The organism is Mesorhizobium sp. B2-8-9 (assembly GCF_006439475.1).
Lineage (GTDB): Bacteria > Pseudomonadota > Alphaproteobacteria > Rhizobiales > Rhizobiaceae > Mesorhizobium.
This window is the reverse complement of record NZ_VFTQ01000021.1, coordinates 32,405-53,328: the sequence shown is the minus strand read 5'-3', so window position 1 is coordinate 53,328 and position 20,924 is coordinate 32,405. Positions and strand designations below refer to the sequence as shown.

Here is a 20,924-nt window from a genome sequence, read left to right as displayed (position 1 = left end):
TTACGCGTCATGTAATAGCGCGACCGCATGTGCGATGCCGCGGACAGCCGGCTCATGGAACCTTGCCCGGAACTCCCGCGTTTCGCCCGGAAGCCTGCCATGCATTCATTGTTTGGGTGGTGGGCTTGCAAGGGGAACCGATGAAAGCCGAGCCGATCGTTTCGGGCGCGAGCGTTGCCGAAAGCCCTGATCCGCGTGCTAGCACCCGGGCGGACATGCGCTTGACGCGGTCGCTGGTGATCGGGATCTTCATTCTGATGACGGCGGCGGCGCTGTACTTCGCGCGCGCCTTCTTCATGCCGGTGATACTCGCCTTTCTGCTGGCGCTGACGCTGACGCCGATCGTGCGTTTGCTGCGCAAGCACGGCATCCCTGAGGTTGTCTCGGCGACGCTGCTGGTGCTGCTTTCGATCTTTGTCTTCGCCGCCGCAGGCTATCTGCTCAGCGGTCCGGTCATCGACCTCATCAACAACAGCTATTCGATCGGCCAGCAGCTCACCGAGCGGCTGGCGCCGTTCAAGCGGCCGCTCGAACGAATGACGGACCTCTCACATCAGTTGGAGGCGCTGACGGAGACATCTCAGGAACCCGGCCTTCAGCGGGTCGCGGTAGCGCCTTCCGGCATCCTGTCCACGGCGGCCAGCAACATCCTGGAAGCAGGCACCGCGATCACCATCGTCTTCGTGCTGTCGCTGTTCCTGCTCGCCTCCGGCACGCTGTTCTACGAGAAGATCGTCCAATCCTTCGCCAGCATGACGCAGAAGAAGCGGGCGCTGCGCATCGTCTATGACGTTGAGCGCGAGATTTCGCACTATCTGCTCACGGTCTCCATCATCAATGTAAGTCTCGGGACGGTGATCGGGCTGGGCTTGTGGGGGCTCGGCATGCCCAACCCGCTCGTCTGGGGGGCGATGGCGGCATTGCTGAATTTCTTGCCCTATGTCGGCGCGCTGATGACGGTCGTGATTGTCGCCATCATCGCGCTGATCAGCTTCGACACGATCGCCTATGCGCTCTTGGCGCCGGCCTTCGTGGTGCTGTGCGACATCATCGAAGGCCAGTTCGTGACGCCGACGGTGGTCGGGCGGCGCCTCGAGATCAATGCGGTGGCGATCTTTATCGCCATCGCCTTCTGGTCCTGGCTGTGGGGCTTCGTCGGCGCGCTGATGGCGGTGCCGTTGCTGGTCGTCATCAAAGTCTTCTGCGACCATTTCGAGGGCCTGAGCCATGTCGGCAACTTCCTGGCGGCGCAGCAGTCCATGGCCATCGAGGAAGAGCCGGCCGAAAACAATCACAAACCGGCCTGAAGCACGTCGCGCTGAAAAGTCCGAGAACCGCTGCGCATTTCCGGGCGACATGCATTGGCATGTGGCCCAATCGCAAAGCATGGCCGTTATTTGCAGCGTTGGCGGGCAGTGCCTATATCGGGCCGGTCAAGCCGGACCTGCCCTGAATGAGCGACTTCGATCTCGATGGCTATTTCGCCCGCATCGGCTATGACGGGCCGACCGACGTTGCGCTCGCCACGCTGCAGGCGCTGCACGCAACCCACCCGCAGGCGATCCCGTTCGAGAACATCGACGCCTTGATGGGCGTTTCCGTCGGGCTCGATATCGCCTCGCTGCAGGACAAGATTCTTGGCCGGGGCCGCGGCGGCTATTGCTTCGAGCACAATCTCATCTTCATGCATGCGCTGAAGGCGCTCGGCTTCACGACCAGCGGGCTGGCGGCGCGCGTGTTGTGGGGCCAGCCCGACGATGCCGTCACAGCGCGCAGCCATATGCTGCTGCGCGTCGAGCTCGGCGGCCGCACCTATATTGCCGATGTCGGCTTCGGCGGACTGACGCTGACGGCGCCGCTGCTGCTTGAGCCCGGGCTGGTGCAGCAGACACTGCACGAGGCCTTCCGCATCGTCGAGACCGGCGACGATCTTCGCCTGCAAGCAGGCATTGGCAGCGATTGGCGCACGCTCTACCGCTTCGACATGAGTCAGGCCTATGAGGTCGACTACCTGGTCGGCAGCCATTTCCTGTCGACGCATCCGAGCTCACATTTCCTGTCGACCCTGGTTGCCGCGCTGGCCTTGCCCGACCGGCGCTATGCGCTGCGCAACAACCGGCTGTCGACACATCATGCCGGCGGCCGCAGCGAGCAGCGCGAGATCGCGACGGCCGCTGAGCTCGCCGGCGTGCTGGAGAGCCAGCTCGCCATCGTCATTCCCGACCGCGCTGCCTTCGAGGCGAGACTGCGGGAAAAACGCATCGTGGAGACCTGACCAATGACGGCCCTTTCGGTTCTCGACCTGTCGCCGATCACGCAAGGCAGCACCGCCTCGCAGTCGCTTGCCAATTCGCTCGACCTTGCCCGCCATGCCGAGCGGCTGAGCTACCGGCGCTACTGGCTGGCCGAGCATCACAACATGCCGGGCATTGCGAGCGCGGCGACGTCCGTCGTGATCGCGCATGTCGCCGGCGGGACGAAGTCGATCCGCGTCGGCGCCGGCGGCATCATGCTGCCCAACCATGCGCCGCTGGTGATCGCCGAGCAGTTCGGCACGCTGGCCGCACTTTTCCCCGGCCGTATCGATCTCGGCCTCGGCCGCGCGCCGGGCACCGACATGCTGACCGCCCGGGCGTTGCGACGGAATCTCGAAAGCGCCGACAATTTCCCGCAGGACGTCGTCGAGCTGATGGGCTATTTCCAGCCAGCCGAGGAAGGCCAGCGCATCCGCGCCGTGCCCGGCGAGGGCCAGAGCGTGCCGGTCTGGATCCTCGGCTCCAGCCTCTATGGCGCGCAGCTCGCAGCCCTTCTCGGCCTGCCTTACGCCTTCGCCTCGCATTTCGCCCCGGCCGAGCTCGATCATGCGCTGGAGGTCTATCGCACGCGCTTCCAGCCGTCGGCGCAACTCGACAAGCCTTATGTCATGCTCGGCCTCAATGTCTTCGCCGCGCCGTCGGACGCCGAGGCGAAGCTTCTGTTCAGCTCGCTGCAGCAGGCCTTCGTCAATCTGCGCAGCGGCCGGCCCGGCCAATTGCCGCCGCCGGTCGAGAATTACGACCGCGACCTCGACCCTGCGGCGAAAGCCATGCTTGCCCAGGCGCTGTCCTGCGCTGTCGTCGGCTCGCCGGAGACGGTGCGCCAAGGCATCGACGCCTTCATAAGCCGCACCGGCGCCGATGAATTGATGGTGACGGCGCAGTGTTTCGACCATGCGGCGCGCGTGCGCTCCTTCGAGATCCTCGCTGACGTGCACAAATCGATGTCGAAGGCGGCCTGACGGCGCCATGGCTTCTGACATACCCATCTGTTAAGGGCAGGCTCACCGCCAACGCGCGAGCCTGCACATGACCCATGATCTCGACGACCGCATGCATTTTGCTATCGACCTGGCGCGGCGCGCCGGCGAGCTGGGGCTGAAATATTTTCGCGACCTCGACAACCTGGCCGTCGAGAGCAAGGGCCACCAGGACCTGGTTTCCGAGGCCGACCGCGAGGTTGAGCTGTTCATCCGCGCCGCGATCGCCGAGGCCTATCCGCAAGACGGCATCGTCGGCGAGGAGCACGCGGCGGTGACCGGAACAACCGGTCATGTCTGGGTGATCGACCCGATCGACGGCACCGCCAATTTCGTGCGCGGGATTCCCGCCTGGTGCGTGGTGATCGCCTGCGCCAGGGATGGCGAGACGATCGTCGGCGTTATCCACGAACCCTCGACCGACGAAACGTTCTACGCCCGCCGCGGCGGCGGCGCCTTTCTTAACGGTAAGCCGATCAAGGCCAGCAATGCGGCGTCGCTTTCCGACGGCGCCGTCGGCACCGGGCTCTCCAACCGCGCCTCGACCACGAATGTCGTCATTCTCATCGGCCTGATCATGGGCGAGGGCGGCGTCTTCTACCGCAATGCGTCCGGAGCGCTCATGCTTGCCTATGCGGCGGCCGGCCGGCTGCTCGGCTATCTCGAGGAGCACATGAACGCCTGGGACTGCCTGGCCGGCATGCTGCTGGTCGAAGAGGCCGGCGGCACGGTGCTGAAAGCGGACCCCAAGACGGTGATCGGCAAAGGCACCCGTGTGGTCGCCGGCGGCCGGGGCATCTTTCCGAGGCTGCAGCTGCTAGGCGAGAGCTCCTTCGGATTTACGCGCTGACGCTCTGCGCGAGCGCGCCCAGCGGCCGGCAGGAATTGCGGATCATCAGCCGGCCCTTCAGCACGAGCTTGCGCGGCGGCGCCTCCCTGTTGCCGGCCAGCCGGTCGAGCAGGAGGTTCGCCGCCTGCTCGCCGATCGCCTGCACCGGCTGCGCCACGGTGGTCAGCTGCGGCACGAACACGTCCGACCAGGGAAAATCGTCGAAGCAGGCGACCGAAATGTCTTCGGGGCAGCTGAGACCGATGTCGCGGATCGCCTTCATGGTGCCGATCACCATCGGATTGTTGGCCGAGAAGATCGCGCTTGGCCGGTCGTGCAGCGAAAGCAGCTGCATTGTGGCGTTATAGCCGTCGATCTCGTGGAAATTGCCGGAGCGTATGAGCTCCTCCGCCACTGGCAGGCCGGCGGCCTGCAGCGCCTCGCGGTAGCCGATCATGCGGTCATGCATGGGGGATATGTCGGAGGCGCCGGTGATATAGCCGATGCGGCGATGGCCGAGATGGATCAGATAGGTGACGGCGTCGAACACGGCGCGCTGGTTGTCCAGCACCACCGCATCGGTGTCGACGCCTTCGCAGAGGCGGTCGAGCAGCACCACCGGCACGTTGGCGTCCCCGACGATGCCCTTCAGGATGCCGCCGTCGCCGACGCGCGCTACGATCAGCCCGTCGACCATGCGGTCGAGCAGCAGCCGGATCTGGTCGTCCTGCGTGTTCAGGTCCTCGTCCGTGCAGCACAGCATGACGGCATAGCCGGCGCGGTCGAACGCCTGCTGGATGACCGAAACGACATCGGTGAAGAACGGGTTGGTGATATGCGGCACGGTCAGGCCGATGGTCCGCGTGGTGCCCATCTTGAGGCTGCGGGCAATGGCGTTGCGCTTGTAGCCGATGTCGCGGATCGTCTGCTCGATGCGCTGGGTAAGCTCCGGACTGACGGTGGCGGTGCCGTTGAGCACTGCCGACACGGTGGCCACGGACACACGCGCCGCCTCAGCCACATGCAGCATGGTCGGCGCCGTGGATTTTCGCTGTTTTTTCCGCCCTGACACCATCATTTTCGAAACGTTTAACTGCCCCTATTTGGCCAAACCTACGCAAACCCGGCTTTTTTCGCAAGAATTGAAATGCATCAATCCTCAGCAACCAGATATGCGCTTGACACATTCGAAACGTTTAGATTAGCGTCTCAAACAATCGAAGACGACGGAGGGAGGCCGTCCTTTGCCATGCAGCGCGTTGATTCCACCACGACTGGCAATGCGGCCGCCGACGGTCCAACCGTCGTCCTGAGCGCGACCGGCATTTCCAAGCGGTTCGGCGGCATCGCCGCGCTGTCCGATGTGAGCCTGGACCTCAGGCCCGGCGAGGTGCATGCGCTGATGGGCGAGAACGGCGCCGGCAAGTCGACGCTGATGAAGATCCTGTCGGGCGTCTATACCGACTACGAAGGCGCCGTGGCGATCGATGGTCAGGCAGTCCGCTTCACCGGCGTCCGCGACGCCGAGGACGCCGGCATCGCCATCATCCACCAGGAGCTCAACCTCGTCCCCGAGCTCAGCGTCGCAGACAACATCTTCCTCGGCCGCGAAAAGCTGATCGCCGGGCTGGTCGTCGACCGCAAGGCGAGCAGCCGCACTGCTAGCGCGTTGCTGCAGCGTCTCGGCATCGAGCTCGATCCCGAGGCGCGTGTCGGCACGCTCAGGGTTGGCGAGCAGCAACTGGTGGAGATCGCCAAGGCGCTGTCGAAGTCGGCGCGCATCCTGATCATGGACGAGCCGACCTCGGCGCTGTCGCCGGCCGAGTGCCAGAGACTATTCCGCATCATCGGCCAGCTCGCGGCAAGCGGCGTTGCGATCGTCTACATCTCGCATCGCATCGACGAGGTCATGCATCTGGCCAGCCGGGTGACGGTGCTGCGCGACGGACGCCACGTGCTGACGCGGGACATGGCAAAGCTGGACGAAGACGCCATCATCTCCGCCATGGTCGGGCGCGACCTTCTCGCTTCCTCCGATCATGAGCGCGGCCCGGGCGGCGAAGCGGTGCTCTCGGTCAGGGACCTGTCGCTGTCGAAGCCCGACCGGCATGGCTGGCGCACGATGATCGACGGCGTCAGCTTCGACCTTGCGGCCGGCGAGATCCTCGGCATCGGCGGGCTGCTGGGTTCCGGCCGCACCGAGATCCTGGAGGCGATCTTCGGCTCCAGCGACGGCCGTACCGGCGGCGAGATTCGGCTCGACGGCGTGCCGGTCGAGATCGGCTCGCCGCGCGAGGCCCGCCGGCTCGGCATTGCTTTGGTGACCGAGGACCGCAAGACGCAAGGCCTGCATCTCCAAGCCTCGATCACCGACAATGTCGCGCTGCCTCTGGTCGGCGCGCTGGCGCGCTTCGGCTTGCGCTCGCGCTCGGGCGAGCGCGGCCTGGCACGCGACGCGGTCGGCGCGCTCGGCATACGCTGCGAAAGCATCGAGCAGGCCGCCGGCACGCTGTCCGGCGGCAACCAGCAGAAGGTGGTGATCGGTAAGTGGCTGGCGACCCGGCCGCGCGTGCTTCTGCTCGATGAGCCGACGCGCGGCATCGATGTCGGCGCCAAGCGCGAAATCTACGACCTCGTCTTCAAGCTGGCCGGCGACGGGCTGGCGATTGCCGTGATCAGCTCCGAACTGCCCGAGCTTCTGCATCTGGCCGACCGCATCCTGGTCATGGCCGAGGGCCGCCAGCGTGGAATCCTGTCCCGCGCCGAGGCCAGCGAGGAGGCGATCATGCGGCTTGCCGCGCCAAGACTTGCCACACCAAGACGGGCAGCGAGACCAGCCGCATGAACCTCATCAGCCTTGTTTCCCGCACCAAGCTGTACTGGGGGCTGATCGCCATCTTCCTGATCGGCGTGTTCGGCTCGCCGATCAGCTCCAAGGGCAACAACATCTTCTTGTCCTACGGCAACCTGCTCGACGTGCTGCGCCAGGTGTCGACCACCGGCCTCATCGCCACCGGCATGACGGCGGTGATCCTGACCGGCGGCATCGATCTTTCCGTCGGCTCGCTGATGGCGATCTGCTCAGTCGTATGCGCCATGCTGCTCACCGTGCCGGGCGTCACGCCGTCGGCAGCGCTCGGCGTGCCGACGACCGCGCTGGCGGCGCTTTGCCTCGGCGTGCTGGCCACCCGCTTCATCCTGCTCAACATCGAGAAATCCCGCGCCGGGACGGAAGCCGGACGCGACGCGCGACTGGACAAGGCGCGCGGGCTGATCATTCCGGGCGTCGTCGGCGTGGCGCTGTGCTGCCTTTCGCTGTGGTACCTGCTGCCGCAGGTGGAGACCAAGTTCGGCGTGCTCGGCGTGCTTCTGGTGGCGCCTTGCGTCGGCCTCCTGTTCGGCACCATCAACGGCTTCATCATCGTCGCCGGCCGGCTGCAGCCCTTCATCGTGACACTTGCGATGATGGTGACGGCGCTCGGCATCGCCAGGCTCACCGCCGGCCAGAACAACGCGGTGCTGCCGGTCTATACCGGCTCGAACGCCACCGCCGATTTCGAGATCCTGCGCTCGCTGGTGTTCGGCATCGTGCCGATGCCGGGCCTGTTCTTCCTCGGCGCGGTCGTGATCTACGGCGCGGTGCTGCGCTTCACGCCCTTCGGCCGCTATGTCTACGCCATCGGCGGCAATGAGGAGGCGGCGCGGCTTTCCGGCATCGCCGCCGGGCGCGTCAAGATCGCCACCTATGCGGTGTCGGGCCTGCTCGCCGGCATCGCGGCGGTGCTCTACGTGGCCCAATACCGCCAAGGCAAGCCTGATGCCGGCGCCGGACTGGAGCTCGACGCCATCGCCGCCGTGGTCATCGGCGGCACCAGCCTGATGGGCGGGCGCGGCAGCCTGGTCGGCACCTTCTGCGGCGTGCTGATCTTCGGCCTGCTGTCAAACATCTTGCAGCTGCACAACATCAATTCGAACCTTCAGCTGGTGCTGAAGGGGGCGATCATCATCGGCACCGTGCTCGTGCAGGAGCGCAACGCCGGCGATCTTCTCAGCTATCTGCGCCTGCCCGGCGGACGGACGGCGCAAAAGGAAACGGCCGCGGCAAAGCGGCCGTCACAGGAGACCTCGTCTCTATAATCCGGAGGAAACAGGACCATGAAACGACGTGATATGCTGAAGCTCGCCACCTTCGCGGCGGCGCTTGTGACGACCACCGCGCTCTTTTCCGGCAACCATGCCTTTGCCCAGGACAAGAAGTGGAAGATCGGCTTCTCGCAGGTGACGACCATCGAACCCTGGCGCGCCCAGTTCAACAAGGACATCATCGCGGAAGCCGCCAAGCACCCGGAGGTCGAGCTGATCATCACCGACGGCGAGGACAAGACCGAAAAGCAGGTCGCCGACGTCGAGAACCTGATCCGCCAGGAGGTCGACGCGCTGCTGGTCTCGCCGAAGGAATCGGCCGGCCTGACCGGCGTGGTGCAGCAGGCGATCGACGCCAAGATCCCGGTCTTCGTGCTCGACCGCAATGTCGAAACCAAGGACTACACGCAGTTCGTCGGCGGCGACAACAAGCTGATCGGCCGGGCGGCTGGCGAATATGCTGTCGAGCTCCTGGGCGGCAAGGGCAAGGCGGCCGGCAACGTCGTCGAGATCTGGGGCGGCATGGGCACGCAGCCGGCGCATGACCGCCATGACGGCTTCCATGAATTCACCGATAAGGAGCCGGGCATCAAGTACCTGCTCGACCAGCAGTCGGGCGACTGGAAGCAGGACCAGGCCTACAACATCATGGCCAACGCGCTGAAGACCAACGAAAAGATCGATCTCGTCTACGGCCACAATGATCCGATGGCCTATGGCGCCTATCTCGCGGCCAAGGATGTCGGGCGCGAGAAGGACATCAAGTTCATCGGCATCGACGGCCTGCCCAATGAAGGCGTGCAGATGGTGAACAAGGGCGAGCTGACCGCGACCTTCACCTATGTCACGCCGGGCGCCGAAGGCCTGCGCCAGGCGATCAAGTTCCTGAAAGGGGAGAAGGTCGAGAAGACCATCACCCTGCCGACGGAAAAGATCACCAAGGACAACGCTGCCAAGATCTTGAAGGACAACGGGCTCTAGATACTGTTTGACGCAATTCCGAACGGAAAACCGCTGCGGCTTTTCGTGGAATTGCTTGAAGTCCGCAACCCCTGCCGGGCCACGCGCCCGGCAGGGGTTTGCCCGAGCGCCAGGCGCTCCCCACAGCTTGCCGCCGGATGCGCGAAGCGTCGCCGCAATGCTGGTTTTCCGCTCTTTCGCGACCGAAAGTCACGCCCGAAACAGCAAGTCCTGACCTTCGCGGTCGGCAGATCTGTGTGCCCTAAGCGGCGCCGTTTCAAAAAAACCAAGCTGAAACAGTGAGATAGATCGACCTCAGACCGGCTCAGGCGCAGAGCGCGGCGGGTGTCTTCCGGCTCGCTGCCGAGACGATGGACAGCTTGCGCAGGATGCTTGCGCCTTGTGTCGCCTGTTCTTATATACGCGCCAGCCGTCCAGCCCTAAAAAGCGGGGACCATGACGGGATTTCTTGTGAACAGGGGCTTTCGTCGGAACGCCTTTTGAAGGGTCCAGAGAGCCTGCTTAGAGGAGAGATTAGAACAATGGCAAAAGTTATCGGTATCGATCTCGGCACCACCAACTCGTGTATCGCCATCATGGATGGCAAGGACCCCAAGGTGATCGAGAATGCTGAAGGCGCGCGCACGACGCCTTCCATCGTCGCCATTTCGAGCGACGGCGAACGTCTCGTCGGCCAGCCGGCCAAGCGCCAGGCGGTCACCAATCCGGAAAACACCATCTTCGCGGTCAAGCGCCTGATCGGCCGCCGCTATGACGACCCGGTGACGGAGAAGGACAAGAAGCTCGTCCCCTACAAGATCGTCAAGGGCGACAATGGCGACGCCTGGGTCGAGGCCGGCGGCAAGAAGCAGTCGCCCAGCCAGATCTCGGCCATGATCCTGCAGAAGATGAAGGAGACGGCGGAAGCCTATCTCGGCGAGAAGGTCGAGAAGGCGGTCATCACCGTTCCGGCCTATTTCAACGACGCCCAGCGCCAGGCGACCAAGGACGCCGGCAGGATCGCCGGCCTCGAGGTGCTGCGCATCATCAACGAGCCGACGGCCGCCGCACTTGCCTACGGCCTGGAAAAGAAGGACGGCAAGACCATCGCCGTCTATGACCTTGGCGGCGGCACCTTCGATATTTCCGTGCTTGAAATCGGCGACGGCGTCTTCGAGGTGAAGTCGACCAATGGCGACACCTTCCTCGGCGGCGAGGACTTCGACATGCGCCTCGTCGAGTACCTGGCGGCCGAGTTCAAGAAGGAACAGGGCATCGACCTCAAGGCCGACAAGCTCGCGCTGCAGCGCCTCAAGGAAGCCGCGGAAAAGGCCAAGATCGAGCTGTCGTCGACGACGCAGACCGAGATCAACCTGCCCTTCATCACCGCCGATGCCAGCGGCCCGAAGCACCTGACGATGAAGCTCACCCGGGCGAAGTTCGAAAGCCTGGTCGAGGATCTCGTGCAGCGCACCATCGACCCCTGCAAGGCGGCGCTCAAGGATGCCGGCCTGAAGGCGGGCGAGATCGACGAGGTGGTCCTGGTCGGCGGCATGACCCGCATGCCCAAGATCCAGGAGATCGTGAAGCAGTTCTTTGGCAAGGAGCCGCACAAGGGCGTCAACCCGGATGAGGTCGTGGCGCTTGGCGCCGCCATCCAGGCCGGCGTGCTGCAGGGCGACGTCAAGGACGTGCTGCTGCTCGACGTGACGCCGCTGTCGCTGGGCATCGAGACGCTGGGTGGCGTGTTCACCAGGCTGATCGAGCGCAACACCACGATCCCGACCAAGAAGAGCCAGACTTTCTCGACCGCCGAGGATTCGCAGTCGGCGGTGACGATCCGCGTCTTCCAGGGCGAGCGCGAGATGGCGGCCGACAACAAGATGCTCGGTCAGTTCGACCTCGTCGGCATCCCGCCGGCCCCGCGCGGCGTGCCGCAGATCGAGGTCACGTTCGACATCGACGCCAACGGCATCGTCAACGTCTCGGCCAAGGACAAGGGCACCGGCAAGGAGCACCAGATCCGCATCCAGGCTTCGGGCGGTCTGTCCGACGCCGACATCGAGAAAATGGTGAAGGACGCCGAGGCCAATGCCGACGCGGACAAGAAGCGCCGTGCCCTCGTCGAGGCCCGCAACCAGGCCGAAGCGCTGGTGCATTCGTCCGAGAAGTCGCTGAAGGACTATGGCGACAAGGTCTCGGAGGCTGACCGCACCGCGATCTCGGACGCGATCGCCGCGCTGAAGACCGCGGCCGAAGGCGACGACCCGGCCGACATCGAGGCCAAGTCGCAGTCGCTCGCCGAAGTGTCGATGAAGCTCGGCCAGGCCATGTATGAGGCCTCGCAGAAGGAAGCGGCCGAAGCCGACGCCAAGGCGGACGCCGCCAAGGATTCGGACGTGGTTGATGCCGACTTCGAGGAAATCGACGAAGACGACGAGAAGAAGAAGTCGGCCTGAGCCGGCTGACGGCGGATCATGCGAAAAGCCCGGCGGAAGGCCGGGCTTTTTTGCAACCCCAGTCGAAAAAGTGACAGAAAAACCCGGAGCGGCCCGGCTTAGTACTAGCATCCGGGAAACATCGCTCCTAAATCCAAGAACGTGCCGGCAAACGTCGCCAACAATGCTTGAAGACATTGAGCATCCGGACAGCGGGAAAAAATGAAAGCTGATTTCTACGAAACGCTGGGCGTGCAAAAAGGCGCCGACGACAAGGAACTCAAGAGCGCTTTCCGCAAGCTCGCCATGCAGTTCCATCCCGACCGCAACCCCGGCGACCACGCCTGCGAGCACAAGTTCAAGGAGATCAACGAAGCCTACGAGACGCTGAAGGACCCGCAGAAGCGCGCCGCCTATGACCGTTTCGGCCACGCCGCCTTCGAGGGCGGTATGAACGGCGCAGCGCACGGTTTCGGCGCCGGCGGCTTCGCCGACATCTTCGAGGATATTTTCGGCGATATGATGGGCGGCCGCCAGCGCCGTTCGTCGGGCGGCCGCGAGCGTGGCGCCGACCTGCGCTACAACATGGAAATCACGCTGGAAGAAGCCTTTTCCGGCAAGACGGCGCAGATCCGCGTGCCGGCCTCGATCTCCTGCTCGGAATGCTCCGGCAGCGGCGCCAAGCCCGGCACGCAGCCGGTGACCTGCTCCATGTGCCACGGCCACGGCAAGGTGCGCGCCACGCAAGGCTTCTTCTCGATCGAGCGCACCTGCCCGCAATGCCAGGGTCGCGGCCAGACGATCAAGGACCCCTGCCCGAAATGCGCCGGCCAGGGCCGCGTCACCGAGGAACGCTCGCTGTCGGTCAACATCCCGGCCGGCATCGAGGACGGCACCCGCATCCGGCTGGCCAATGAGGGCGAGGCCGGCCTGCGCGGCGGACCGCCCGGCGACCTCTACATCTTCCTGGCGGTCAAGCCGCACGAATTCTTCCAGCGCGACGGCGCCGATCTCTATTGCAAGGTGCCGATCTCGATGACGACGGCAGCCCTCGGCGGCTCCTTCGAGGTCACCACGCTCGATGGCACCCAGACCAAGGTCAAGGTGACGGAAGGCACGCAGAACGGCCGCCAGTTCCGCTTGAAGGGCAAGGGCATGCCGGTGCTGCGCCAGCCCAATGTCGGCGACCTCTACATCCAGACGGCGGTCGAGACGCCGCAGAACCTGACGCGCCGCCAGCGCGAATTGCTGGAAGAGTTCGAGCAGATCTCCTCGAAGGACAATTCGCCCCAATCGAGCGGCTTTTTCGCGCGCATGAAGGACTTCTTCGAGTCGTTCGGCGAAAACTGATTGCCGCAGGCGCGCATTTCGCACGGCATCGGGGGCGATCCGGTGCCCAAGCGTCATCAACACCTTATGCCAGCTTGAAGCCTTGCCTTGTCCCACCCACCTGCTAAGTAGCGGGGCGGGAGGCTGAGCATTGAGGAGAGCTCGTGATGGCACGTAGTCCCGGGTTGCGCAAAGCGCTGGCCGAAAAATTCGACGACGAGCTGAAGTTCTTCAAAGGCTGGATCGACAAGCCGAAAACGGTCGGCTCGATCGTTCCCACCAGTTCCATCACCGCCCGCAAGATGGCGTCGATCGTCAATCCGGGATCGGGCCTGCCGGTGCTCGAGGTCGGGCCCGGCACCGGTGTCATCACCCGCGCCATCCTGGCCCAGGGCGTGAAGCCCGAAAACCTCTACGCGGTCGAATATTCGACCGACTTCGTGCGCCATCTGCGCGGGCTCTATCCCGGCGTCAACGTCATCGAGGGCGACGCTTTCAATCTCAATGCCACGCTCGGCGACAAGCGCGACATGGTGTTCGATTCGGTCGTCTCCGGCGTGCCGCTGCTCAATTTCCCCGTTGCCCAGCGCATCGCCTATATCGAAAGCCTGCTCGACCGCATTCCGGCCGGACGGCCGATCGTGCAACTGACCTATGGCCCGCTGTCGCCGATCCCAGCCGGGCGCGGCGACTACACGGTCGAGCATTTCGATTTCATCTTCCGCAACATCCCGCCGACGCAGCTGTGGATATACCGGCGCGCGGCGCATTAGTTCCACTTGCGAAAGTGTTTCGGGCATCGCCAGTGGCGGCAGCGTGCTGGCGACTGGCCGAAACGCCCCTCGCTTCGTCATCCACGGGCGGAGCAAGGAGCGAAACGACGCGGCGCAGACCCGAGGATCCATTCCGTGACTTCGAAGCGTTGCGACGATCCAGAATTCTGCTCCGCTGCGCTCGGCGATTGGGGTAAGGGAATGGATCCTCGAGTCTTCGCGACGCCGCTTCGCGGCTGCTTCGCCCGTGGATGACGAAGTTGGTGGGTGGCGACCAATCCTCGAACGTTTTCTGCCACCCCTCGTTGATTTGAATGCTCCTTGGCTGTACCTGTCCCCGAACAAGGGTGGCCAATGGCAGTGATCCCAAGAATCCTCGTCTTCGCCGGCTCGGTCCGGACCGGCGCCTTCAGCGGCCGGACCGCCGACGTAGTGCAGAAGGAACTGGCCATGCAGGGCGCGGAGGTGACGCGCATCTCGCTCGGCGACTACCCGCTGCCGATCATGGACGAGGACCTGGAAAAGGAAAAAGGCATCCCCGAAAACGCCATCAAGCTCGGCCGGCAGATCGCCGCGCATGACGGGCTGCTGATCGCGACGCCCGAATATAACGGCTCGATCCCTCCATTGCTCAAGAACTCGATCGACTGGGTGAGCCGGGTACGGCGCGAGGGCAGCCATACCTTTAGGCCGCTTGCCGGCAAGCCTGTCGGGCTCTGTTCGTCCTCAGGGGGCAAGTTCGCCGGCATACGTTGCATCAACCATCTGCGCGCGGTGCTGGTGCGCTGCCAGATGGAGGTGATCACGCCCGAATGCTCGGTCTCCGAGGCCGGCGAAGCCTTCGCCGAGGACGGACAATTCAGGGACGCCAGACTACAGCAATCGATGGAGCGCCTATGCCGCACACTGATCGAAACCTCGCGCATGCTGTCCACCCGGATCGAGGCGTGATCAATTTCGCGGAGGCCGACACTATGCGGGACAGGCTGATCGTTGGGCTGGACCTGCCGACGCTGAAAGAGGCCGAGAAGGCGGTGCGCGAGCTCGAAGGCGCCGTTTCCTTCTACAAGATCGGCTACCAGCTCGCCTTCGCCGGCGGATTGGACTTCGCGCGGGAGCTCGCCAGCGGCGGCACGAAGGTGTTTCTCGACATGAAGCTGCTCGACATCGACAACACCGTCGCCAAGGGCGTCGAGAACATCGTCAAGATGGGCATAACGATGCTGACGCTGCATGCCTATCCAAAAACCATGAGAGCGGCTGTCGAGGCGGCCAGGGGCAGCGAGCTCTGCCTGCTTGGCGTGACGGTGCTGACCTCGATGGACGAGCAGGACGTTATCGACGCCGGCTATGAATACGACCCACACACGCTGGTGCTCCGGCGCTCCGAACAGGCGCTGCATGCCGGCATGGGCGGCATCGTCTGCTCGGCTGAGGAGGCCGAGGCGGTGCGCCGCATCGTCGGACCCGACCTGGCGGTGGTGACGCCGGGCATCCGGCCGGCGGGCAGCGCCCATGGCGACCAGAAACGCGTGGTGACGCCGGCGCAGGCGATCCGCAACGGCTCCAGCCACCTTGTCGTCGGCCGGCCGATCGTCGCCGCGCCGGACCGGCGCGCTGCGGCCGAGGCGATACTCGCCGAAATGCAATCCGCCTGAGGACCGGCCCTCTTTCGCGAAAAACAACAGGAGAAAAAGAATCCGAAGGGATATTGGATCGCCCGTGTCGATGTGCGCGACGCCGAGGGCTACAAGGACTATGTCGCCGCCGCGAAGCTCGCCTTCGACCGCTTCGGCGCGAAGTTCCTGGCGCGCGGCGGCGAGCACGAAAAAGCCGAAGGGCCGGGGCGCGCCCGCAACGTCATCATCGAGTTCGAATCGCTGGCCGTGGCGCATGACTGCTACCACTCGCCGGAATACCAGCGCGCCGCCGCCATCCGCCAGAAAGTCGCCGATGGCGAGATCGTGCTGGTCGAGGGCGTCTAGTTCGTCGAACAGGCAGATCGGGTGTTGCTGCGCGGCATACATTGGAGATTGGCCGAAACGCCCATCTGTCGTCATCCACGGGCGGAGCAAGGAGCGTAGCGACGCAGCGCAGACCCGAGGATCCAGGCCGTGACTTCAACGCGCCGCTACCGTCCAGAATTCTGCTCCGCTGCACTCCGTGGCCAAGGTAGCGGCATGGATTCCAGGGTCTGCGCGCGTCGCTTCGCTCCTTGCTCCGCCTTGGAATGACGAAGTCGTTAGGGCTCAGCCAATCGTGAATGTCATAACGTCGACCTGTTAACCCAAGAGCCGGTTGCCAGCCGTCTCCGCCATAGCGTCCGCGAGGCTCAGGCCCCACTGCTTGCGGCAATAGTCGCGGAAATCGAAGCAAGGCAGGCCGGGGCAGACTTCGAACTCGATGAGGTGCACGGTGTCGTCAGCCTCGACCCTGAAATCGACGGAAAAGACATCCCGCAGCCCGAGACCGCTTATCAGTTTCTGCGCGATAGCGTGGATTTTTCGGTCCGCCTCCGGCTGACTCGCGCCGACGGCCTCGAGCTCCGGCTCGGCATAGGTGCCGGCATCCTTCGCCGCCTGGCCGGTCCCGCCATAGAGCGCCATCGAATCGGCCATGGTCTGGAAATCGCCGCCGGAATCGACAAAAACGATGCCGAGCGCGTCCGTGCCGGTTTCCTGTTTGAGTCCGAGGAAGCTCGCCCGCACGTTGCGGCCGGCGACATAGGGCTGGACGACGACATCGTCGCGGTAATGCGAAAAAATACGCCGGCTAAGCTCCAGCGCATGGCCGAGATCGGCGGTGCGCGAATCCGGCCAAATGCCGATCTTGGCGCCGAGCCGGTTGGGTTTCACGAACCAGCCCTTGGGCGAGGCCGGTGGCTCGACCAGCCATGTGCCGTTGCGCGCAAGGCCGGCCTGCGGCGCCGGCAGGCCGAGCGCGCCGAGCACGGCGCCGGAACGCAGCTTGTCCTGGCAGAGCGCGAACAGCGAATCGTCGGCGCCGATGGTGCGCAGCCCCTTTAGCCGCGCCAGCGCAGGTGCTGCGCCGCCACGGAAGTAGGCGATACCGTCGGTGAGCGTCCAGACCAGCGTCGTTGCCGGATCGGCCTCCGCCAGAACCGGCGCCGCGTCGTCGAGCTCGACAGGCTTGAAGGCGAGGCCGCGCCTTTCGCAAGCCTCGGCAAGCTGGTTGAATTCCGGCGCAAGGTCGGTCGACTGCGCCAGATAGGACGAGATCTCGATGGCGCGCTCCGCTGGATAACCCTGGGCGACCAGCCGGTCGAAACAGGCCTTTTCCGGTTCGTAGACAAGGATCAAGGTCGGCTGCGGCATCGAAAGCTCCGGGAAATCAGGCGCGTACCATCGCATGCCCGAAGTGGCCGGCTTGCGGGAAACCGACCGAACCGAGGCGATTGCGCGACAGTAAGCCGGCCGCCGCATCTCTTGTCTTGATGCAATTCCGGATGGAACACTCCGGCGAAGATTGCTCCCAATACCCCAGCACGGATTTGACCGCGGGCTATGTTTGCCTTGGGGAGCGGCCTTGGAGATTAGCCGAAACCCCCATCACGATCGTCATCCACGGGCGGAGCAAGGAGCGAAGCGACGCGCGCAGACCCGAGGATCCATTCCGTTACGTCGAAGCGCCGCTCACGGTGCAGAATTCTGCTCCGCTGCACTCCACAGCTCAGGTCACGGAATGGATTCCAGGGTCTGCGCGACGCCGCTTCGCGGCTGCTTCGCCCTGGAATGACGAGTTTGAGAGGCTTCGGCCAATCTCCAGGGTTTGCGCTGATTTCATGGAATGAACGGTAAAACCTTGCCTGCCGACAACCAGGAACGCTTTCAAAACCCCTGTGTCGAGAAATTATGCGATCAGCACGCGCGGCTCGAAGCGCCCCTTGACTGGAATGTCGAGCAGGAAGGTCATGCCGGCCTGCGGGTCGAGAGCGCGCTGCTTCTCGTCCTTGCCTTTCCAGGCGGAGGTCACCGCCAGCCGATCGGCCTTTGAACCGACAAAAGCGGGGCAGGAAGCCTGCGTCACCGGCATGGCGATCTCGCGCAGCAGCGTGCCGTCTGGCGCATAGGCCTTCACCGCCTTACCGCCCCAGACGGCATTCCACAGCACGCCGTCGCGGTCGACGACCGAACCGTCGACATAGCCTTTCGAGGAGCGATGATCGACGAACACTTTCACTTCGCCGGCCGGCAGGCCGGTCGCCGGATCGCAGGCAACGCGCATCAGAAGCCCGGTCGCGGTGTCGGTGTAGTAGGCGATTTTGCCGTCCTCCGAGAAGCAGATGGAATTCGAGACTGTGATGCCCGAAAACAGCCGGCGCAATTCGCCCTTGAAGAACCAGTAGATCGACCCGGCGCCCTTCTGCTCGTCCTTGCCCATCGTGCCGGTCCACAAGGCGCCGCAGGGATGAACGCGCGAATCGTTGGAGCGCGTCAGCAGATTGTCGGCCTCGATCGGCGTGTGCAGCGTCAGCTTGCCGGTCTTGACGTCCCGGACTTGCAGACCGACTTCGGTGGCAATGAGCTGCCGGTCGGCGTCGATGACCGCGATGGCGCTGGCCATGACGCCTAGATCATGCACTTTCAGCGCGCCGGCGAGCGGCTTTTCCAGAAGCTTGCCGTTGACGATGTCGAACCAGAACAGCGTGTCGGTGGCGGGATCGTAGCTCGGGCCCTCGCCGAGCTCGCAGATATGGTCGGAAAAAACCGAAACGCCATTCATCACGCCACTCCGAAAGCTTCATCCCAGGCGGCGATCGCGGCGCGGGCGCGCTGCGCCACGTCCTCGACGCTCGCGCCCGGCTTGTAGAGGCTCGATCCCAGCCCGAAGACACTGACGCCGACCGCTTTGTAGCCGGCGAAATCCTTGTCGGAAACGCCGCCGACGGCGCCGACAAGCGTCGTTGCCGGCAGCACGGCGCGGATCGCCGCGATGCCGCTCGATCCAAGCACGCTTGCCGGGAAGAATTTCAGCGCCGAGGCGCCGAGGCGGATCGCCTGGAAGGCTTCGGTCGGCGTAAACACGCCCGGCATCGTCACCATGCCGTATTGCATGGCACGGCCCATGACCTCGGCATCGATGTTGGGGCTGACCAGCAACTTGCCGCCGGCCTTGTGCAAGGCATCGACGTCCGTCGCCGTCAGCACCGTGCCGGCGCCGATCAGCGCACTTTTCGGCAGCGCCTTGACCAGATCGGCGATGGAGAGGAACGGCTCCGGCGAATTGAGCGGCACTTCGATCGCCTCGATGCCGGCGTCGTGGACCGCCCGGCCGATCGCCACCGCCTCGGACGGCTTCAGCCCGCGCAGGATGGCGACAAGCCCGCGCTTGAGCTTCGGGAAGGGTGCGGTCTGGCTCATGAAGCGCCTCCAATCATGCCGTTCTCGCGCGCGGCTTCGACGAGGCCGGCGCGCACCGCTTCATCAGCGTCCACGCTGCGAAAGGCAAGGCCGGCTAGGCCCAGCACTGTGCCATAAAGCTCGGCCAGCGCGCCGGAGGCGATCAGCGCCACCGGCGCATCGCTGGCGCCATAGCGGCGCCTTGCCGAGGCGATCTCGCCGCCGATCAGTAGGCCGGACAGGCAGGCCGCCGCATCATTGGGCTGCAGATCCTGCAGAAGCCCGGCGGCGCGGATGGCAAACAGTTTCGAGGTGACGTCGCCGCCTTCGCTCAAAGCCCGCTCGCACCATTGCCGGAAGAACGGGCTGCCCGCGGCAACCGGAGCGGGATGTTCGCCCAGCGAGTGTTTCAGGATCGAGTGCGTTGCCAGCACGGAGAATAATTCGCCGGTCGGCCAGGTGCCGAAGCCCGTGACCGCGCCGTCCGCGACCGCGACCCATTTCGAATGCGTGCCGGGCATGCAGACGAGGTGGCGTCCCTTTGCCGGCAAACCGGCGCCGGCAAGCTGGGTTTCCTCGCCGCGCATCACATCGGGCGCGTCGGCCAGCCGCTGGGCGAGGCCGGGGACGATGCGGATGTCGCGGCCCGAGCCCGCGATGCGGGCGGCGCCGCGCAAGATCGCGCCGATCGGCGCCGGCACGGTGACGTAAGGCGCCTCGATCCAGCCCTGCCGCGAACCGGCCATGCCGCAGATGATGACAGGCAGCGCCTCCGGCGCGCCCATCGCGGCAAGATGGCCTTCCAACACGTTCGAAAAGCCCTTTTCGCGGGCGGTGATCAACCCGTCATCGCCGCGCCGCTCGGCAAGCACCTTGCCCGAGCCGTCGAGCAGCCAGGCCCTGAGCCTGGTCGTGCCCCAGTCGAGCGCAGCGACCGCTGGTGCCGGGCTCACAGGAAGCCTCCATCGACGATCAGCATCTGGGCTGTCAGCATGCGCGAGGCGTCCGACGCCAGGAACAGCACCGTGCCGACCATGTCGTCGGGCTGCATGACATCCTTGATGCACTGCTTGGCGACATGGGCGGCGAGCGCCTCGTCAGTGACCCAGAGCTTGCGTTGCCGTTCGGTGATGACCCAGCCTGGCGCCACCGCGTTGACGCGGATTCGGTCGGCGCCGAGCTTGCCGGCGAGGCCCTTGGTCAGGCCGAGGATGCCCGCCTTGGCCGCGGTGTAGGCCGGCATATCGGGGTGGTTGATCAGATAGGAGGTGGAGGTGAAGTTGATGATCGAGCCGCCGCCGGCGCGCTTCATGCCGGGCGCCACGGCCTGGGCGGTGAAGAAATGCGGGCGCAGGTTGATCGCAAGGTTGTTGTCCCAGAATTCGACGGTGACGTCTTCCACTGCGTGACGCTCGTCGAGCGCGGCATTGTTGACCAGCACCGTGACGTCGCCATGCGCCTTGGCCGCCTTCGCGGCGGCGGCGCGCAGCGCGTCGACGTCGCGCAGGTCGGCGCTGAGGTAGAGCGGGCGGCGGCCGAGCTCCTTCTCCAGCCGGTCGGCAAGGGCGGTGCTTGGCTTGTCGGCGATGTCGATGAAAGCGACTTTGGCGCCCTGCCGCATAAAGCCTTCGGTGAGCGCAGCACCAATGCCGGAACCGCCGCCGGTGATCAGCACCGAGGCGCCGTCGAGGTCGGCGAAACGCGCCGATGGCATCATGATCCGTTCTCCCGTTTGCCGGCGCGCATCCTAGCCACGCCGGGCCCGGGAGCAAGGACGAAATGGCGGTTTCGGTAGCT

The 20,924-nt window shown here is 64.8% G+C and carries 19 protein-coding genes; 13 read left to right on the top strand and 6 right to left on the bottom strand.

The genetic code is table 11. The features are described 5' to 3' along the window. The first annotated feature begins 140 nt into the window (after positions 1-140). The 4 genes from FJ423_RS22780 to FJ423_RS22765 all read left to right on the top strand — a co-directional run bounded on the left by FJ423_RS22780 (position 141) and on the right by FJ423_RS22765 (position 4,145). Positions 141-1,307 carry an AI-2E family transporter gene (locus tag FJ423_RS22780; RefSeq protein WP_140845312.1) on the top strand — a complete coding sequence of 389 codons (1,167 nt, stop codon included), beginning with the start codon at positions 141-143 and terminating at the stop codon, positions 1,305-1,307. A gap of 146 nt (positions 1,308-1,453) precedes the next feature. Then, a complete protein-coding gene (locus tag FJ423_RS22775; RefSeq protein WP_140845311.1) occupies positions 1,454-2,275 on the top strand; it encodes an arylamine N-acetyltransferase in 822 nt (273 codons plus the stop codon). Positions 2,276-2,278: 3 nt separating this feature from the next. Further along, on the top strand, positions 2,279-3,277 hold the full coding sequence (locus tag FJ423_RS22770) for an LLM class flavin-dependent oxidoreductase (protein WP_140845310.1): 999 nt from the start codon (positions 2,279-2,281) through the stop codon (positions 3,275-3,277). Positions 3,278-3,344: 67 nt separating this feature from the next. Then, the gene (locus tag FJ423_RS22765; protein ID WP_140845309.1) at positions 3,345-4,145 is read left to right on the top strand and encodes an inositol monophosphatase family protein; all 801 of its coding nucleotides are present in this window, start codon (positions 3,345-3,347) and stop codon (positions 4,143-4,145) included. Here the strand turns inward: FJ423_RS22765 and FJ423_RS22760 are convergent. After that, positions 4,135-5,154, bottom strand: a complete 1,020-nt coding sequence (locus tag FJ423_RS22760; RefSeq protein WP_140845308.1) for a LacI family DNA-binding transcriptional regulator — start codon at positions 5,152-5,154, stop codon at positions 4,135-4,137. The genes FJ423_RS22765 and FJ423_RS22760 overlap by 11 nt on opposite strands. 219 nt (positions 5,155-5,373) lie before the next feature. Here FJ423_RS22760 and FJ423_RS22755 point away from each other — a divergent pair, with 219 nt between their 5' ends. The 9 genes from FJ423_RS22755 (at position 5,374) to FJ423_RS22715 (ending at position 15,752) form a co-directional block, all read left to right on the top strand. After that, on the top strand, positions 5,374-6,969 hold the full coding sequence (locus FJ423_RS22755; RefSeq protein ID WP_140845307.1) for a sugar ABC transporter ATP-binding protein: 1,596 nt from the start codon (positions 5,374-5,376) through the stop codon (positions 6,967-6,969). Further along, positions 6,966-8,261, top strand: a complete 1,296-nt coding sequence (locus FJ423_RS22750) for an ABC transporter permease (protein ID WP_095769454.1) — start codon at positions 6,966-6,968, stop codon at positions 8,259-8,261. Before FJ423_RS22755 ends, FJ423_RS22750 begins: the two co-directional genes overlap by 4 nt. Before the next feature lie 18 nt (positions 8,262-8,279). Next, positions 8,280-9,248, top strand: a complete 969-nt coding sequence (locus tag FJ423_RS22745) for a substrate-binding domain-containing protein (protein WP_095769453.1) — start codon at positions 8,280-8,282, stop codon at positions 9,246-9,248. Between the two features lie 521 nt (positions 9,249-9,769). Continuing rightward, positions 9,770-11,686, top strand: coding sequence for a molecular chaperone DnaK (dnaK, locus tag FJ423_RS22740; RefSeq protein WP_140845306.1), 1,917 nt, complete (start codon positions 9,770-9,772; stop codon positions 11,684-11,686). A gap of 201 nt (positions 11,687-11,887) precedes the next feature. Continuing rightward, entirely contained in the window at positions 11,888-13,015 is a 1,128-nt protein-coding gene (dnaJ, locus tag FJ423_RS22735; RefSeq protein WP_095769451.1) for a molecular chaperone DnaJ, read from the top strand. A gap of 146 nt (positions 13,016-13,161) precedes the next feature. Next, positions 13,162-13,767, top strand: a complete 606-nt coding sequence (gene pmtA, locus FJ423_RS22730) for a phospholipid N-methyltransferase PmtA (RefSeq protein ID WP_140845305.1) — start codon at positions 13,162-13,164, stop codon at positions 13,765-13,767. Between the two features lie 354 nt (positions 13,768-14,121). Continuing rightward, positions 14,122-14,718, top strand: coding sequence for an NADPH-dependent FMN reductase (locus FJ423_RS22725; protein WP_140845304.1), 597 nt, complete (start codon positions 14,122-14,124; stop codon positions 14,716-14,718). A 23-nt stretch (positions 14,719-14,741) separates the two neighbouring features. After that, complete coding sequence (gene pyrF / locus FJ423_RS22720; protein WP_140845366.1) at positions 14,742-15,425, top strand: orotidine-5'-phosphate decarboxylase; 684 nt, start codon at positions 14,742-14,744, stop codon at positions 15,423-15,425. A 57-nt stretch (positions 15,426-15,482) separates the two neighbouring features. Then, complete coding sequence (locus FJ423_RS22715) at positions 15,483-15,752, top strand: DUF1330 domain-containing protein (RefSeq protein ID WP_140845303.1); 270 nt, start codon at positions 15,483-15,485, stop codon at positions 15,750-15,752. Between the two features lie 297 nt (positions 15,753-16,049). Here FJ423_RS22715 and FJ423_RS22710 read toward each other — a convergent pair whose 3' ends face one another. The 5 genes from FJ423_RS22710 to FJ423_RS22690 form a co-directional block, all read right to left on the bottom strand. After that, positions 16,050-17,102 carry a D-alanine:D-lactate ligase-like protein gene (locus tag FJ423_RS22710; RefSeq protein WP_140845302.1) on the bottom strand — a complete coding sequence of 351 codons (1,053 nt, stop codon included), beginning with the start codon at positions 17,100-17,102 and terminating at the stop codon, positions 16,050-16,052. A gap of 535 nt (positions 17,103-17,637) precedes the next feature. Further along, a complete protein-coding gene (locus FJ423_RS22705; protein WP_140845301.1) occupies positions 17,638-18,510 on the bottom strand; it encodes an SMP-30/gluconolactonase/LRE family protein in 873 nt (290 codons plus the stop codon). Further along, positions 18,510-19,148 carry a 2-dehydro-3-deoxy-6-phosphogalactonate aldolase gene (locus FJ423_RS22700; protein ID WP_140845300.1) on the bottom strand — a complete coding sequence of 213 codons (639 nt, stop codon included), beginning with the start codon at positions 19,146-19,148 and terminating at the stop codon, positions 18,510-18,512. Before FJ423_RS22700 ends, FJ423_RS22705 begins: the two co-directional genes overlap by 1 nt. Next, on the bottom strand, positions 19,145-20,080 hold the full coding sequence (locus FJ423_RS22695; RefSeq protein WP_140845299.1) for a 2-dehydro-3-deoxygalactonokinase: 936 nt from the start codon (positions 20,078-20,080) through the stop codon (positions 19,145-19,147). The genes FJ423_RS22700 and FJ423_RS22695 overlap by 4 nt, the downstream gene beginning before the upstream one ends. After that, the gene (locus FJ423_RS22690) at positions 20,077-20,844 is read right to left on the bottom strand and encodes an SDR family oxidoreductase (protein WP_140845298.1); all 768 of its coding nucleotides are present in this window, start codon (positions 20,842-20,844) and stop codon (positions 20,077-20,079) included. The genes FJ423_RS22695 and FJ423_RS22690 overlap by 4 nt, the downstream gene beginning before the upstream one ends. Between the last annotated feature and the right edge of the window lie 80 nt (positions 20,845-20,924).